At 50.2% G+C, this 16,809-nt stretch carries 13 protein-coding genes; all 13 read right to left on the bottom strand.

Features of this window, described 5'->3' with window-relative positions; translation table 11 throughout:
- Positions 1–182: 182 nt before the first annotated feature.
- Positions 183–992, bottom strand: a complete 810-nt coding sequence (locus E3U44_RS08200; RefSeq protein ID WP_134357685.1) for a formyl transferase — start codon at positions 990–992, stop codon at positions 183–185.
- Entirely contained in the window at positions 985–2,214 is a 1,230-nt protein-coding gene (locus E3U44_RS08195; RefSeq protein ID WP_134357684.1) for a prenyltransferase/squalene oxidase repeat-containing protein, read from the bottom strand. Before E3U44_RS08195 ends, E3U44_RS08200 begins: the two co-directional genes overlap by 8 nt.
- A complete protein-coding gene (locus E3U44_RS08190; protein ID WP_134357683.1) occupies positions 2,211–3,635 on the bottom strand; it encodes a phenylacetate--CoA ligase family protein in 1,425 nt (474 codons plus the stop codon). Before E3U44_RS08190 ends, E3U44_RS08195 begins: the two co-directional genes overlap by 4 nt.
- A gap of 33 nt (positions 3,636–3,668) precedes the next feature.
- Positions 3,669–4,853: a glycosyltransferase family 4 protein gene (locus E3U44_RS08185; protein WP_134357682.1), complete on the bottom strand. Its 1,185-nt coding sequence runs from the start codon at positions 4,851–4,853 to the stop codon at positions 3,669–3,671.
- Positions 4,846–5,796: a glycosyltransferase family A protein gene (locus E3U44_RS08180; RefSeq protein WP_134357681.1), complete on the bottom strand. Its 951-nt coding sequence runs from the start codon at positions 5,794–5,796 to the stop codon at positions 4,846–4,848. Before E3U44_RS08180 ends, E3U44_RS08185 begins: the two co-directional genes overlap by 8 nt.
- A gap of 22 nt (positions 5,797–5,818) precedes the next feature.
- A complete protein-coding gene (locus tag E3U44_RS08175) occupies positions 5,819–7,093 on the bottom strand; it encodes a glycosyl hydrolase (RefSeq protein WP_134357680.1) in 1,275 nt (424 codons plus the stop codon).
- Between the two features lie 77 nt (positions 7,094–7,170).
- Entirely contained in the window at positions 7,171–8,136 is a 966-nt protein-coding gene (locus E3U44_RS08170; protein WP_206054923.1) for a sulfotransferase family protein, read from the bottom strand.
- Positions 8,137–8,258: 122 nt separating this feature from the next.
- The gene (locus E3U44_RS08165; RefSeq protein ID WP_134359723.1) at positions 8,259–9,512 is read right to left on the bottom strand and encodes a glycosyltransferase; all 1,254 of its coding nucleotides are present in this window, start codon (positions 9,510–9,512) and stop codon (positions 8,259–8,261) included.
- 40 nt (positions 9,513–9,552) lie between these two features.
- On the bottom strand, positions 9,553–10,752 hold the full coding sequence (locus E3U44_RS08160) for a TIGR04063 family PEP-CTERM/XrtA system glycosyltransferase (protein ID WP_134357679.1): 1,200 nt from the start codon (positions 10,750–10,752) through the stop codon (positions 9,553–9,555).
- A 72-nt stretch (positions 10,753–10,824) separates the two neighbouring features.
- Positions 10,825–12,759, bottom strand: coding sequence for an XrtA/PEP-CTERM system amidotransferase (locus E3U44_RS08155; RefSeq protein ID WP_134357678.1), 1,935 nt, complete (start codon positions 12,757–12,759; stop codon positions 10,825–10,827).
- Positions 12,760–12,780: 21 nt separating this feature from the next.
- Positions 12,781–14,361, bottom strand: a complete 1,581-nt coding sequence (xrtA, locus tag E3U44_RS08150) for an exosortase A (RefSeq protein WP_134357677.1) — start codon at positions 14,359–14,361, stop codon at positions 12,781–12,783.
- A 63-nt stretch (positions 14,362–14,424) separates the two neighbouring features.
- Complete coding sequence (locus E3U44_RS08145) at positions 14,425–15,702, bottom strand: TIGR03087 family PEP-CTERM/XrtA system glycosyltransferase (protein WP_240761779.1); 1,278 nt, start codon at positions 15,700–15,702, stop codon at positions 14,425–14,427.
- A 6-nt stretch (positions 15,703–15,708) separates the two neighbouring features.
- A complete protein-coding gene (locus E3U44_RS08140; protein WP_134357676.1) occupies positions 15,709–16,779 on the bottom strand; it encodes a FemAB family XrtA/PEP-CTERM system-associated protein in 1,071 nt (356 codons plus the stop codon).
- Positions 16,780–16,809 lie beyond the last annotated feature (30 nt).

Genomic DNA, 16,809 nt, shown 5'->3' with positions numbered 1-16,809 from the left:
TTGTGCTGAGTTTTAAGTTTTAAAATTTAGCAGCGGCTTTGGGCCTGCGCCGCCCCCAGCCGCTAGCTCGCCCGCGGGCTAAGTTTAGGCGTACTCGATGGCAATACTAAAATATTAGCTTAACTACTGGATTACTTCTTCTTTGTGTCTTCGTGTCTTTGTGGTAGAAATCTTCTTCCATTTTACTCACTTGGAAACCAAAGCACACGCGGCTGGAGATTGATGTCTTTCAATACTCCCCCTGCTAAGCGCTTTTCCAGCTCCCGTTCATGCCGCCACAGCCTGTCTTTAACCTGGTATAGGCGGCCTTTTTGGCGTTGCCGTTGTCCCAATTGTTCGCCTTGTCCCAGGCGCTCAAGCGCTTCGGCAAAGACTTCGGCGCTATCCTTCACCGCCCGCCAAAATAAGGTGAGTTCATCATCGCCTTCTTTGATCTCTGGGCAGATATGGGCAATGAGATTCCCTGTATCAACGCCAGCATCAATGTAATGCAAGGTACAGCCCACCTGGTCAGGTTCTCCATTGTATAAGGCCCAGAAGGTGCAGTCCGCTCCTCGGTAGTGGGGAGAAAGTCCCCCATGAAGATTGATAATTCCCAGGCGTCCTTGTTCGAGGAGTTCCCCCCGGATAAGCGAAGTCCCAAACACGGTGATCACATCAGGCTTAAGCCGCTTGGTTAGCGCGAGTACCTCTGGATGATTGATGTGGGCAACCTCGACTTGCAAGTCTTCGCGGATCAGGTGGGGAGAATCAGAACCAAAGAAAAATTGTGCTTCTTTTCCACCTTGGTAGCGCTTCCGGTCTCGCAGCCAACGCCAGCCCTTACGCCATACGTTGGCAGGCCTCAAGAGGCGCTGTATCTTCTTGGCATTCCACTCAGCACCGGCTTCCTGAACAATGGCTAGAGGATGGGCAGCCTGACACAACCGGTTGGCCACATAGAGATGGCGGGGAGAGCGCCCACAGAAAACCATGACGGACAATTCAGCCATGGCTAACCGCGGCCTTAGACAGTGTCTGAGAAGATAAAAGCATAGGAATAGTAATATCCTTCATCTCCATCATTAGCGCATCCGCAAAAAACTTAGCGGCCCAGTTGGGAAACTCGAACATAGAATAGCGCCCCCAAATGGGGGCTGATCCTGCCACTCCCCCTGCCTCGGGTCGGCCATAAGGGGTTGTTCGGTGACACTGTTTCAAGTACCGCAAAGCTCTGTCAATGTGGAGTTGCAGTTCGCTAGTACCTCTTGCTTGCCCCAGGCGCTGCCAAATAATGGTGGTCTGGGCTAAGCCAGTGAGGCAACAATAGCCTGCCTTGGGCACCCAGCCATTATCGTAGGTCCCTGCCAGCCAGCCGTCTTCTCTCTGTGCCCTAGCGAGGGCCATGGCGGCCTTCTCAGCCGAAGCAATATAGCGTTCATCGCCAAGCAATAGCCCCGATTCGAGCAAACCACGGATGGCGTAGGCAATGGTATGGGTAAAGGGAATTTTATCCGGCGTGAAGGCATTGGTAGCAAACCAGCCGTTTTCTGTCTGTTGAGTGAGGGCCCAATCCAGATTGCGAATTGCCGCTTGCTTTAAGGTAGGGTCTTCCGCAATTAATGCTGTGCGCAGCAGGGCCCAGGCGGCTCGGGTATTGTAAGTATGGGGCACGCCCTGATGCACATTCTTCCGCCAGCACCCATCTTCATCTTGACAGGCCACCATCCAATGACCCGCACTCACGGCAGCTTCCAAACATTCCTCTCTATCCAAGTGAATGTAGCCTGCCACCATGCCGTGGATGATCTGGCCGGTATTGAAAATCACGGGGCGGCTACTAGGCTCGCCAAAATGGCCTGGGAAGGAACCCTCCGCGTTCTGGATGGAGAGCTCCCAATCGATAATCCTTTGGACACGATCCAACAAATCCGGGCGATGGAGAACCTCTGCCGCAGCAATAAAAGTCTCGATGATATAGCCGCTGGTCTCTGGATAGCTGGGTAACCAACCATCCTCAAAACTCCAACCTGCCGAAACACCACCCGCATCCGGTTTTTCATTGCGGACATCTTGGGCTTGGCATAACCAGGCGATGGCTGCTTCCAAGTGGGTTTGGTGATCTTTTTCCGGCTGTCGGGCAGTCCCTGTGAGATCCCCCAGGATAAGGCGTAAATGGTGTAGCCGCCAAGGCTTGTAGCGGAAGGGTGCGCTGAGGACTTTGTTAAAGTTCATGCTAGTTTTCGCGTTTCTCTGCGACTCTGCGGTACATTATTGGTGTTAGCAGCTATCTTAAGGGCCGCAGGAAGTGGCACATGACTTACCACATAGCGATGCTTCCCTGATATTTCTGGTGGTATCTGGTCTAGTAATCGAATCTGTACCCGCACCTCATCTCCGAGGCGCGCCTGGAGCCCTTTTATGATCTGCGGGTTTGCCTCTGCCTGCCAGCTACGGCTGGGGACAAGTAATACTTCCACATCGCGGACGGTATGTTGAATCAATTTGAACTCAGCCACCCCCTCTATGGCTCTCAGAACGTAAATGACGGCTAAGGCGTGCATGATCGCGCCATCAGAACGGACAATAAAATCGGTGCTTCGGCCAATGACTTCCCCAATCACATGAAGGCCACGCCCCCTTTGGCAAGTATCATTACTTTGCCGAACAATATCCCCGGTGCGGTAGCGGATGAAGGGTTGTGCCTCGGAACACAGCCCTGTCATCACCGCCTCTCCGAGCTCTCCTTCCCCCACCGGCTGCCCTTCTGGGTCCAAAACTTCCAGAATAATGCTTTCACTCATCAAGAGTACTTGGCCTTGGGGAGTCTCATGGGCGGTAAAACCGATATCCCGGCTCCCAAACTCGTTGGCCACCGGTGCTCCAAAAACCTTTTCAATTAATGCTTGCTGGTAGGGGTAGAGGGGTTCCCCTGTTGTGCAAACCGCCTTCAGACTGGGTAGGATGAGCTTGGTATGACGTTCCCGAGCGTGGGCAGCCAGCAACGCCATGCTGCTCGCATAACCATAGAGACATTTGGGCTTGAAGGCTTGAATAGCCTCCAAGTAGGTATCCATATTACCAGGGGACATCTCAAAGGCATTTAAAACCAATTGATTGAGCAAACGATCGCGAATAGCTTTGACACGATCCGTCTTGTCTAATTCGACGGGCGCCCCCCACAGGTAGACTTCCGGCTCCCCTACTTCAATGCCCCACCAGCGGCGGGCCCGCATGCGACCCGCAGCATCCGAAGCCTGCCGCCAGCGCCCAAAATAAAAAATAAGAGGCTCACCACTTGAGCCGCCCGTGTTGTACTTAAAGGCGCCTCCGGGAACGCCCTGCCAAGTCATCTCATCTCGATTTTCAAGGGCATCCTGTTTATTCATGGTGGGCAAGCGCCGAAGATCCTGTAAAGTGAGCGGCGTCTCGCCGTCTAGTTCTAAACCTGCCTCCTGAATGCGTTTTCTATGCCAAGGACAATGGTCATAGGCAACACGGAGCAGTGCCTTGAGTTTTGTCCCTTGCAGCCTTTCGATTTCTGGCCGCGATAGCCATTGACTCTGTTCCAACTCCGCTAAGTACTTAAAAGTGGGGCGTTTAACCAAACTCTCATGGAGAGGGTAAAGCAAATGGCGCGAGAGATAAGGATGCATTTGGAAGATCTATTTACCGCAAGAGATAGCAATTCACTTTAGAGGCACGGAGTGCGTAGAAGAAACAACACCGCTATCTAGCAATAAAGTTTTACGGGCCACTTCATCCCAGGAAAAACTCTCCACGGCACGGGTCCGTCCATTTTGACCTAGCTGTCTTGCCAAATCTTCATCTTCGAGAATCTGCTCTAAAGCTTTGCCGACCGCCTCGAGAGACGCGCCATCGACCCGTAAGCCGGTCACATTATCGATAACTGCCGAGCCAGTTCCCCCCGCCTGTCCAGCAATGACTGGTTTGCCACAGGCCGCAGCTTCAATAAAGACCATGCCAAATCCTTCGGTGTCATTGTTGACAGCTCGGTTGGGCATGGCAAAAACATCCGCCGCGTTATACCAACGGGGCAAATCTTCGGGGGAAACATGGCCTAAGAGATGGAACCGGGAGGCCACATCAAGCTTTCGGGCCAAAGCGATCAAATAATCTTCGTCTTCTCCAATGCCAATAATCCCGTAGTGAATATCCAGCCCTTTTTCCATCAGCAAGGGAAGAGATTGAAGGATATAATCAAAACCCTTACGTCGGGAAAGTCGCCCGACAGAGAGAATCAACTTACTTTCCGAGGATAAACTCAGTGCTTGGCGTAGATCCGTGGATGGGAGTCCAGGCTGAAAGCGTCCCAAATCAACGCCAGGGAAGATAACCCTAATTCGCTCGGATTTGACACCCAGCTTTAGAAGCTCTTCACGGGTAAACTCGCTATTGGCAATAATCTGGTCCGCCCGACGATAAACAAAGCGCATGACTTTGAACTTGGTCGGCTGCCGCCAAGTCGTAATCTCCTCGCCATGGGCATAAATGACCAAAGGCACCCCCCCTAGACGCGCCACCAACCAACCGACAAAACCTTCCGACAATACTCGTCCCGCGTGAACGGCATCAAATGGATGACGCCATGACAAACTCAATGACTTCAGCAACAATTTAAGATAAATAAAGAGCGATTCGGGCCGCAGCCACCAGCGACGGGCCAGGGAAAGCCGGTGGATGGTATTGGGATGGGCAGTATCGTACTCCCCGGCTCCTGGCTGATCATTAGTGACAATATGGGTATTTTTGTCCCCAATTCGTCGATAAACCTCGTCAAACCAGAGGTTGGAGCCGCCCTTACGAGGCGGAAACTTCTCCGTAACCACTAGATAACGGCGTTTATCAGCCACTACGCCCTCCCCCCTTGAGGCCGCGAGCGACTGAAAGCACCTCCCGTAAGGTATTCCAATGGGGCTTTTCTAAAAATGAAACTCCCACGGCGCAAATAGCTTCAATATATCTTCCCTGTCGGAGCAGCACCGTAGCCAAATCCCGGCGAGCACGGCGCACCCCCCGTTCCAATCCATTGCGCACGGCGGGAGCAGCATGGGCCAAGGTTTGGCGCAGCGGTAACAGGGCCGCAACGGTCTGCTTTTGGGCTCCCAAGGGATCAGAGCGGGTGGCACTGTTTTGATGAACGCAATAAACAGCTAGGGACTGGCAGATGACACCAATGCGATGGCTTCTTGCACATAGCCGAATCAAAAAGTTCACATCTTCACAGACCGTACAGCCCACAGGATAGCCCCCTAGTTCAAGGAAAGTGCGGCGCGGAACGCTCAAAGTGGGTGTGTCCCCAAAATGGTTTTCTATAAAATCACCCACTTCGGCTTCGGTCATGAGGGTTCTAGCTTGCTTGTCAGCCCGCATCAGGGCCGCTCGACCAACGCCGGTACTTTCCATGGACTTTCGAATCAAAGTTCCATCTGGCCGGCGATATTCCTGATCTCCGGTTAAGAAATCTAGAGAAGAGTCCTCTTCAATCCACAGAGCGTGCCAACGCAGGCGATCCGGATAATACCAATCATCGGCATCAAGAAAGGCCAACCAGTCACCACTAGCCGCTTTAGCACCTGCATTTCGGGCGGCAGAAACGCCCTTATTCTCTTGGCGAAAGTAGCGAATTTGATCGCCAAAGCGGCGCACCACTTCAGCAGTCTCATCCGTAGAGCCATCATCCACCACAATAATTTCAAAGGGTGAATACGTCTGCTCCAATACCGATTGAAGAGCGCGCGGGAGAGTATCGGCGCCATTGTAAACCGGGATAATGACAGAGAAGTTTACCTTCATACAGGGATTTTCCAATAATTTCTCAGCGTTCCCTATCCCTTTGCGGTGCAACATTCAAGCTGTGAGCATAGGAGCCTGTCACCATCGCAAAACGCGCCAGGTAAAAGACCGGTACTGCCACTAATGCAAGACCCGTAATCCAAGCTAACTTGTACAACCGTCCCGTCTGCGCTAGACGTTTTAGCCATATTTGTACCCGACCGGCTAGCCGGTTCTCTACGAGGTTAGGATCCTGCTTCAGCATCTGCTCCATCAACTGTGCCGTTCCCATAAACAGCAGATCCGGGTACCGCTTCAAGGCCTGCGCCAACAAACGATGAAGCTCGGTAAATGCCTGATCGGCTTCTGCCGCAGCACCTGTAAAATTAAACCGGTGCGATTCAAAAAGGGTCGGCCTTGCCAATTGCCAGTTCTGTTCCAACTTTTGCAGCGCACGTTGGGCTGTATGACCCCATTGAGGTTCAAAATAGCTATTTCGAATCACATAAATGGCACCGGAAGTGCTGTGCATGCCATTAAAAAGAGGTGGCCCTATAGGGACCGGCTTTCCTGTTTTATCCCGATGTTCTAGGCGCCGGCCAGGAGTCACAATAATTTGCACTCCAGCTTGCGTCCACTGCTTTTCCACCATCTCATTCCAGATAAACGTGGGCGGCACAACGACTTGGGGCAACCGCCCAAAGATTGAAGAAAACGCTTGGATCTCCTCCGCTACCGCTGCAGTAATGGCTGCTTCACTAAGGGGGGTCGAGGGCAATCCAACAGCATCGATCCAGCGACTCTGAAGAGGGGAAGGTAATTCTTCTGTGTTAGGGAACTCCTCTGTAGTAAGCCACTGTTTTATAGTACTGTCAGTCCCTGCGGCAGATAAAAGCGCCGGCGGCCAAAAATGCTCCATCCCATGCAGTTGCAAGGAAAACACATTGAGCTTTTCCCCTTCACAAATGGCCGCCAAAATTTTTGCGAACTGAGGATGATCTATCCTACGCCGGTGATACTCAATGGCCGAGACTTGGCGAATCCGGTTCGTATCTGGTATTGAAAGTACTAGCCCCAGGGTCATTACCGCTGGATGGCCAGAACAGTCTCTGTGGGATGAAAGAGTAGCAATTAAACGGCTTAAAACCTCTGCATGTTCAGCCGGCCCAGGACCCCAATCATCACTTTCAATAATCAATACTGGACGACGCAACATAGGCTCCCGCCAGAGCGTCAGCAACGTATGGCGGTAATAGAAAACCAATAAGAGACTGCCCCCGATTATCCACAGTGCCATTACCGCCATTAGTACTGCCATATCTATCGGGCCTGGATATCATTCCACAGAGGCGCTAATAATTTTTTGCAGGTGCGACCTTTTGTCACGATATTCTGCTACCCACAGTAGCCCATTTGCTTAGCAACCCCGGCAACCCTAGGCAAAACCCGCTCTATTCGCCGCGCATTCTCAGAACTCTTCCACTTATCTTTTTTGATTTCCGAAAAGGCGTTATAAGGATGAGATAAGATAGTCCGGCAGTGTTGTTCCAGATGGCGGTTGAAAGACAACCCAGCTGAAGCAAAGGCACTCTGGAAAGCCTGTACGGGGTTGGCGAGTACGTCTTCATAAGCAATTTCCGTCCACTGGGCGGGGTTAATCTCTTCCCGCGCTTTGAGAATCGCCTGATTCATAATCCGATATTGGAAGGCACAGACTTCCTCAATGGAAGCGTCACAATACGCTGACCATCCCTCAGCAAGAAAAAAACACCAGCGCGTGTATCGCCCTCCTTCGATAGCCAGCCGTGCAGGTAAGTCTCCTGACCAGGTCCCGAACCGCTCCGGCATAGTCCATCCTTCTATTAAGGAATGAATATTGTCCCCTGGATTGCGTTTGACATAGACAAAATGAGCATCCGGGAACAAGGCATGAAGATAGGGGATACTGAGTCCGTTTTGATTATTTTTGTCTATGAATCGCCGCTGCCCCGTATAAATATAGAAGTAACGTGAAACCGCTTCCCGCTCCCCCGGCTGCGCATCGTTTCGATTCAAGGCATGAGTTTTCCATCCTCGATTCTCGATAGGATGTAAGCTATTCCAAAAATCATGAGTCTCACGTTTTAAGGATCCTAATTCTGCCGCTTCCGAGAAGGTGCGATACACCAAAGTAGTTCCTGCTCGACTACAGCCCACCACGAATAGAGGCCGGTTCGCGACGGCTCGATCACGATCCCACCACAAGCCGCGTAATCCCCTTCTAACCTGATCGCCATGGTGACATAAAGTTTTTTCTACTTTGATCCAAAAGCCATCTGTAGTCTCCCGCCTGAAAGCTTTTGCTGAAATTAGATCTAACACCGTCGCTTTACTTTCTAGAATATCCTAACCGCAAAGACGCAGAGTCCGCTGAGTTATTAACAAATCACCACAAAGGCACGAAGAACACAAAGAAATCAACAGGCTTGCTTTGCCTGTTCATCCTATGAACGAATGCTTCGTGCATTTTTTACCTTTAAGGTAGATTCATTGGCATGGGTGCATACTAGCTTTTGGAACGCTTGCACCAGCGTTGCAACCCGTAGATCCCAAGAGTTCCCCTTGGCATAGGCAATAAGCTTTGCTCGCTCCCAAGATTTTCTAAGTGCGCCTGCGAGGGCGCTTTCCAAAGCTGCTGCGTCGCCAAAGGGGATGACTTCACCAAGATTAGATGTGGAAATAACCTCTGCATTTCCTCCCACATCGGTGGTGACGACGGGAAGCCCGCAAGCCATGGCTTCAAGTAACACATTGGCCCAACCTTCATTTCGCGTTGCCAAGACAAAAACATCTGCTGCCGAAAGCGGCACCTTGAGTTCCTCAGGGGAAAATTGTCCCAGAAACCGAACCCTCTCCTGAAGCCCTAACGCTTCCGCTTGTTGTTGTAGTTTTTTACGCCAATCCCCTTCCGGTGAAGATCCGCCCACAACAAGATAGATCAACTCGGGGAACTCCTGGCGGAGTTGTGGCATTAACTCAATAACCCGGTGGAAACCTTTACGTTCAACTAGCGCGCCGACTGTCACTAGTACCGGTGCCTGCAAGGGTAATCCAAGTTTTTGCCTTGCCTTCTCTTTTGAAATCGGTGCAAATTTACCGGTATCAACCCCGTTAGGGACCACCTGGATCTTTTCTTCCCTAACACCGAGCGTTATGGCAAGGCGTTTCAAGGATTCTGAAACACAAAATATTCGCTGTGCACGCTGCAATGCTAGACACAACAAGCGGCGAAATTGGGGATCATTGGCCAAGCGCGATTCTGTGCCCCGCATGGTGATAGTCACAGGCACCTTCAACCAACGCCCTAACAAGGTCGCTGCATACCCGTCAGGATAAGCAAAGTGGGCATCGAGCACCTCAAAATCATAGTGCTGCTTTAAGCGCCGTAGAACAACAAAGCTACTGAGCGCCAAAAATAAACCATCAAGGGTTTTGAACCTCCCAGGCACAGAAAAAAAGCGTGGATGGTAAACCTCAAATCCTTGTTGCTGCTCATATCGGGGTGCAGGGGGCCTAAAATGGGGTTTGAGGTAGCGGATAAGCCCTTGAAATGGAAACCAAGGGACAGGCGCTACCACCACCACCGGCAATGTCTGACCCACCCGAAACATGCGTTCACGGATGAAGAGTCCCATACCCGGCTGCCCCGGATGGGGAAATAAAGTGGTGAAGACAACAAGTCGAGGTGTAGGCAGCATGGCTGCTGATGAGGTTAGTTTATGCGATAGCTGCAACAGCTCAACACAGTCCTCGATACACGGTTTCATAGCGCGCCACACTGGCTGGCCAGCACCGTTCTTTTTCGATGAAACGGCGCCCAGCTGCTTTACGCTGAGGCCAATGTTCAGGTTGTGCCAACAAGTTCAATACTGTATGAGCGAGGGCTTCCGGATCTCCTGCCTTGAAAAGCTCGCCTGTTTCACCTGCCCGAATCAGCTCCTTATGTCCTCCTACGTCTGAGGCAACGACAAGCTTGCCCTGCGCCATGGCCTCAAGGGGTTTGAGGGGAGTCACAATTTCTGTGAGCCGCATAGGTAACCGTGGATAGACGAAGATATCCACTAAATCGTAGTAACGTTGTACCTCTGCATGGGGAACCCGCCCAGTGAATATGACTTTATCGTCGAACCCTCTTTCGCGAACTAAAGCCTTTAAATTGTGTTCCTGAGGCCCCCCCCCCACTAAAAGCAGACGTGTATTAGGTGCTGAGGCCAAAATTATGGGAAAGGATTCTAACAACAAAGAGAGCCCTTCATAGGCATAGAAAGATCCAATAAAACCCAAAACTTGTTTACCTTTAAAGCCCAATTTCGTCGCTAGTGTTTGATCGGGTTCGGCACCCATCTGAAATTTTCCTGGATCCACGGCATTGGGGATTACAGTCACTTTGTCGGAAGGAATACCGCGGGCAATAATCTCCGAGCGCAAGCCCTCGCAAATGGTTGTCACTGCCCCAACTTGTTTCAGCACCCATGTTTCAAGGCCTTGAGTTAGGCGATAACGGAGACCCCCGGCCCGACTGGTACCATGGTCTACTGCCGCATCCTCCCAAAAGGCGCGCACTTCATACACCACGGGAAGTCCCCAGCGCCGTGCGATACGCACCGCTGCTGCCCCATTCAATGCAGGCGAGTGAGCATGAAGGAGATCCGGTTGCACTTTCCGCACGACTTCATCAAGCCGCTTTGCTAATGTATCAATGACGGCAAACTGGTTCATAATTGGAAGCCTTGCCCGAACACCATTTATCCGTGGTGAGCGGTAAAAATGAAAACTATCAATCTCCTCTTCCAAGCTTTCAGCGACATAATGCTTGGGGCTAGTAATGTGGCTGGTTTCCCATCCAAGCGCTCGTTGTTGTTCAAGAATCGCACGGGTACGAAAAGTGTAACCACTCTGTAAGGGGATAGAATGATCGAGTATATGAAGGATACGCATCAGGAAGCCATCATTTCTGCGGTGGTTCCATAAAAATAAAACAATGTCATGCGCTGGATGAGATATACCGCATCAATTAGCAAAAGCCCTTGTTCCCACCACTTGGGAAGCACCTTCTCTTCCCTCTAATATCCGCCGCCAAGAAGCCTCGAACATCAACAAGGCCCATAGGGCCGCACTATAGTCTCGGCGTCCCGCTTCATGATCGTCAACCATATGGCCCAGAAAGCCCATATCAAATATTCCTGAATCGGCGAGCAGGGGACTAAGAACCGCCTGTCGTACCCTTTTGCGCAGTGGCCCGCGAAACCAAGCTGCCAAAGGCACCGCAAAACCCATTTTGGGACGATAAAGAATATCCTCTGATAGATAAGGAGCCAATGCTTGCTTGAAAATATATTTTCCATTGCCACCCTGGAGTTTGAAAGTAGGCGAAATCCCAGCTGCCCACTCAACGAATTGATGGTCCAGGATAGGAACACGGACCTCCAAACCGTGGGCCATACTTGCTCGATCCACTTTGGTCAAAATATCACCAGGAAGATAGGTTTTAAAATCTAAATACTGGGCCCGAGAAAGAGGATGATCCGGCGCCTGCTGCAGATGCGCTCGCAATACATCAATGGCCTGATAGCCTTGTAAGTTCTCTTTAAAAGCATGGCTAAACAATTGGCTACGCAGCCCGTCAGGTAATAGGGATACGTTATGAAAATAGCCTTCGATGGAATCGCAAGCTAATTCTTGAAAAGTGGTTTTAGCCCGCAAAGGACGCGGTACCCATTCTGCTTGGGGATAGATTGCCGCTAGGAAACTAAACAGAGGCCGACGAATGGCCGAAGGAAATAAGTTGCGAACACGTTCTTCGTGGATATGCCATCGATAACGTCGATAGCCTGCGAAAATTTCATCTCCACCATCCCCGGACAGGGCCACCGTCACCCGCTTGCGTGCCAACTCACAAACTCGATAGGTAGGAATGGCCGAATTATCGGCAAAGGGTTCATCATAGACCTCGGCCAAACGGTCAAGCAAATTAAAGTCATTTGATTCGACTTTATCTAAATAATGATGTGTCTGGTAGCGCGCGGCAACTTGTGCTGCATACTGAGCTTCATTAAAGGCGGGCTCGCCAAAAGAAATCGAACAAGTATTCACCGGCGTATTAGATAATTTCGACATCATGGCCACCACGGCACTCGAGTCTACTCCACCAGACAAAAAAGCCCCCAGCGGTACCTCCGCAATCAAGCGAATTCTAACCGCTTCCTGTAACTCTTCAAGCAGCTCCTGGCAAACTTTATCTTGTGCTTTATCTTGGCTTTTAAAGGATACATTCCAGTATTGACAGGGCTCCGGAACTGGCTTGCCCCATTGTACTGTAAGGGTATGGCCCGGTAGTAGCTTAAAAACGCCTTTAAAGAAGGTCTTGGGATCGGGAATATATCCATAGGCGAAATAATCTTCGATTGCAGGGGGCGCAAATTCCCGGGGAAAATCAGGATGGATCATCAAAGCTTTAAGTTCAGAAGCAAACAGTAAATGTCCACTTGGCAGCACAACATAATGAAGGGGCTTGATACCGACTCGGTCCCGCGCCAGAAAGAGGCTCCTCCGGTTGCGATCCCACACGGCAAAGGCAAACATACCACGAAAACGTTCTACACACCGTTCGCCCCATTCTTCCCAGGCATGTACAATCACTTCCGTGTCACATCGAGTCCGAAAAACATGACCCAACTTAACAAGTTCTGCTGACAGCTCTTGAAAATTGTAAATTTCGCCGTTGTAGACGACGGCGACTGAGCCGTCTTCATTAAAGAGCGGTTGCTGTCCGCTGGCTAAATCGATAATAGACAATCGCCGATGAGCAAGACCCAGTCCCGGTTCAAGATGTAACCCTCCCTCATCCGGTCCCCGGTGGAATAGAGCTTGATTCATCCGAGTCAATAGATTGCGATTTATTTCGCGCTGGAGCCGGATATCAAAAATGCCTGCAATGCCGCACATGGATTCTCAAATATATTCTGCCTAGAGGCGAGCTTCGATAGCCGGCAACATGTCATCAAGAAAATGCTGCATGGTTGCCCGTGCTTCTTCTTTATTGGTCTTTATAGGGGTGTAGATAACAATAGCCGAACCCTCGCGCGATTTCCCAAGAAGTTTTGTGCCAGCCTCTAAGAGCTTGGCAATGTATGAATTTATCGTATAGTGGCCTGCAATCCAATTCCAATGCCAAACAAGAAGATCTTGGTGTGCAGAATTGAGATGGGCCTCAGATACTGTGGTTTGCTTGCCCTGAAGATTAACTGTGGTTTCTTGGTGGGCAAGCTGGCGCCACACTGGATGCTTTTGCACCACCATCACATTCTGGGAATTTATTAGCTCTGCACCTTGTTTTTGACCCTGGTAATAAGCCAAATAAACGCCTACCTGTGAGTGATTATTTTGATAGTCCTGCTGAATTTCTGCTGTGGGATTGACGTAATGGGGTGACCACTCTGTGATCCTATACCCTATAGGCTGCCATGATGCCATGGTCACAGGCGGCTCAAGGGTAACGGCTGTCATCTCTTGCCCAGCACGGTTGATATAGGTACCCCAAGCTGGCCATATCATTATCACTAGCAAACCAACCATCAGGGCAACTCCTGGAGAAAAGCCCATTCCCCCAGTGCGGTCCTCACCTCTCTGTGCCCCTGTGTCAATCGCCCTTGGGACAGGCTCCCTTTCACGCCAAAAAGTTCCTATCCAAAACATCACCATCATCACAATGCCAAAGAACACCCAGCCGTAGATAAAATGGTCAACGCCAAGGGCCAGCTTCATATCACTTAGATGGGCAATCATCACAATCATGTAGGCCCGAAAACCATTGGCGATGATTGGCATCATGGCAGAAAATGCAATAAATAGGGCTCTGCGCCAGTAGCTATAGTAGTTCAAGTAGGCATAAAGGCAACCTAAGGTCAAAGAGGCGATGAGATAACGTACACCGCTACAGCCTTCAACCACAGACCAGTCGCCACTGGGAATGCTAAAAAACGTTCCCTGACGATATACAGGTATTCCTGTGAGTTGCAGCAGATTAATAGTAAAATCTGCGGTAAAGTCCATCATGGGAGGGATAAGCGCCTCCCCCATCGGAACTGCAAACAAAAGAAATCCTAGGGGAAAAATAATAGCTTTAGTCACAGACCAACCAAGCAGCAAACAGACCATTGCCGGAATCATCCCAACAAAAGCAAGCTGCTGGATCACGAGAACATCAGCCACCTGGGCGAGCATCCATGCTAAACCTAGCAAAATTAATAATGCCAGCGCTCGAAGATCAGGCTGAGGTACAAGCTGGGTTAAAGTAGCACGTTGGCGCCAGACTAAGAATATACTGATTGGAAAAATCAGAAACCCGTGAGCAAAAGTCTCTGAGCGCCACCAGATGGCGACCATAGACATAAAAGTAGGCCAGAACAGTGCAAATAAAACCAGCAGGCCAAGCCCAGTTATGAATGTATATTTTCGCCAGTTAGGGGCTTTTACTGAGTGATCTGCAAACTTGCCAATTAAGGGATGAGCTGCTTTTGAAACGTTTTTTTCTACTGCATGGTCCATATTGTTCTTCTAGCCGCTTAGATAATTAGCCGCGCGTACATTCGCGGCTATATTGATCCAAATTTATACAGCCGTAGAATTGATAACTTTTTGAGTATCCGCCGATACTATCCTCCTTGTCTGCGGCTGCCTTTCAAGCAAGTTCTCAAGTTGCTTTAAATGTTCATACCAGTTGTAGTAACGAGATACCATATCTCGACCTAATTTCCCATACTCGCTACTCTTTTCATCTTTTAGAAACGCAATGGCATGTTGGGCAAAAACACCCGGATCATCGCTGACCAGGCTCATAAGCTTTGAATGACTGCGTATCCCTTCCATCGCCGCCGGAGTTGCCAATACCGGCTTGGCCATGGCCATGGCCTCCAAGACCTTATTTTGCAACCCCCTTGCCACCCGCAAAGGCGCCACAGCGGCACAAGCATGGGCAAGATAGGGACGAATGTCTTTGACTGCTCCGGTCACTTGTACGCCCTCCACGGTTGCAAGGCGTTGTACCGCTTCCGTAGGTCGGGCGCCGACAATATAGAATTTGGCGCAAGGAACCTGAAGTTTAATAGGAGCAAAAACTTCCCGAACAAACCAACTTACTGCATCTCCATTAGCCCAATAATCCATGGCCCCAGTAAACACCAATACCCGCTCTCCCACAAGGTAAGGATTGGGATAAGTTCGGTGAGGTGAAAAATAATCTGTATCGACTCCATTGCCCATGTCGGTCACCCGTTCTGCCACCTCCGGGGCAAGCCTTCGGAACAGGGCAGCCTCCTCTGGGGTCACGAACAGGGTAGCATCAAACTCGGCAGCCACCTCTCGCTCATAATCGAAGAGCTTTTTCCCTTCCCGCCTATAAATCCAACTCAATGGCCAAGGATGGTGTGGGGCATAATGGCGCCACTTTTCAGAATCTACGTCGACAAAATCGATCACCCGGTGCAATTCATTATTATTTTTATTCTGCACATACTGCGCCATGGTGGAGGAGTACACGAATAGTTGGTAAATTTTGTCGCGTCTCAATTTCTGATCGACCCAGGCTTGCATTCGAGCATCTCGATAATAAGGCAAGCTCAGAGGCTCACGAGTGATGAATCCAGATAAACTTCTCAGTTTTCGTAACCGAGGCCGCAGGTTAACTAGATAAACCTCCTGACATATCTCCTGCAACGCTGACACATGCCGCCAATCGTCCACATCATCAACAAAAGCCCCCAGGTGGACGCGATAATCTTTCGCCAGTTGTTTAAGCAAATTAAAAGAACGAATCTTGTCTCCCTTATTGGGGGGATAAGGAATCCGATGGGCAAGGAATAACAATTGCTTCACAGCGTGATCAACCACAAAGAGCTACCCCAGGTTCTTGGCGATCTGAGGGCCAATGATATTAGCCACAGGCAGCGGCAAACGTTTCCATAGGGCAATAAACAAACGATATTTAGGATTTAAGGGATTAATATCCGGCATTTTGTCTGCCTTGACTAGTCGATACTGATAAAATAAAGGCTCTGGCTCAAATCCCCAATTTTTCTTGAAACTATAAGAGCCGGTGCCTTTTTTGCTGCGTCCATAATCAAATATCCGGATACCTCGAGTACAGGCAAGCCGCATAAGCTCCCAATACATAAAATCATTGCCTTTGAACCGTCTCGCTTCCTCTGTACCACCACCATAATAAGGAAGCACTTCATCACGAAAATAAAAGCTCAGTACGCTACTGATAGTGCGGCCACCCTTGGTCACAGTGAGCATTTCACAATCGTTGCCAAACTCTTTACCTATAATCTGAAAGTATTTTCGTGGGAATACCGGCGTCCCCAGATTACGAACGCTTTCCGAATAGGCCGCAATAAACCGCTCTGGGTTATCATCGATTTCACTCACCAGGCCAGCCTGGATTCCTTTGCGCACCATGGCCCGTTGCTTGCGGGGAATAGCTTGAAGGTTTTTTTCAGGATCCGGATCCATCGTCTTACGGAAAGTGACATAAAGTTCTTTCACAGGCCAATGAGTCTGAGAATGGGAGCGGTTCCTGAATTCCAGGTAATCCACATTCAGCTGAACCGCCAGCTCTTCAGCAGCCTTTTCCAGTGCGGTTCGGGCTGCCTGACTAACGGCAGCGATACCGCCATAGACACAGAATGGAGTTGAAATCAAGGCATTGCCAAAAAGCCGGCTGCGGATATGCCCCAGGGGGAGAACCCCCTCAATTTCCCCTTCTTTTTCTGCATAGAGAAAATAGGTCTGATGCCCGAAAGCCTGTTCAATCACATTTTTCCAGCCGGAACGGTGAAAAAAAGTAGCCTCGGGACAATGCTCGACGAAAGCTTCCCAGCGGCCAACAGTCTCAGGGATCAACCGGCGAACTTCCATGGTTCTCGTTTCTATATCATTGATCCTAGATTCTGCTTTTAGCCACATATCCGTACAAAGAGTAGTAAGCCTGACACC

The organism is Nitrosococcus wardiae, assembly GCF_004421105.1.
Lineage (GTDB): Bacteria > Pseudomonadota > Gammaproteobacteria > Nitrosococcales > Nitrosococcaceae > Nitrosococcus > Nitrosococcus wardiae.
This window is presented reverse-complemented; position numbering and strand designations above follow the sequence as displayed.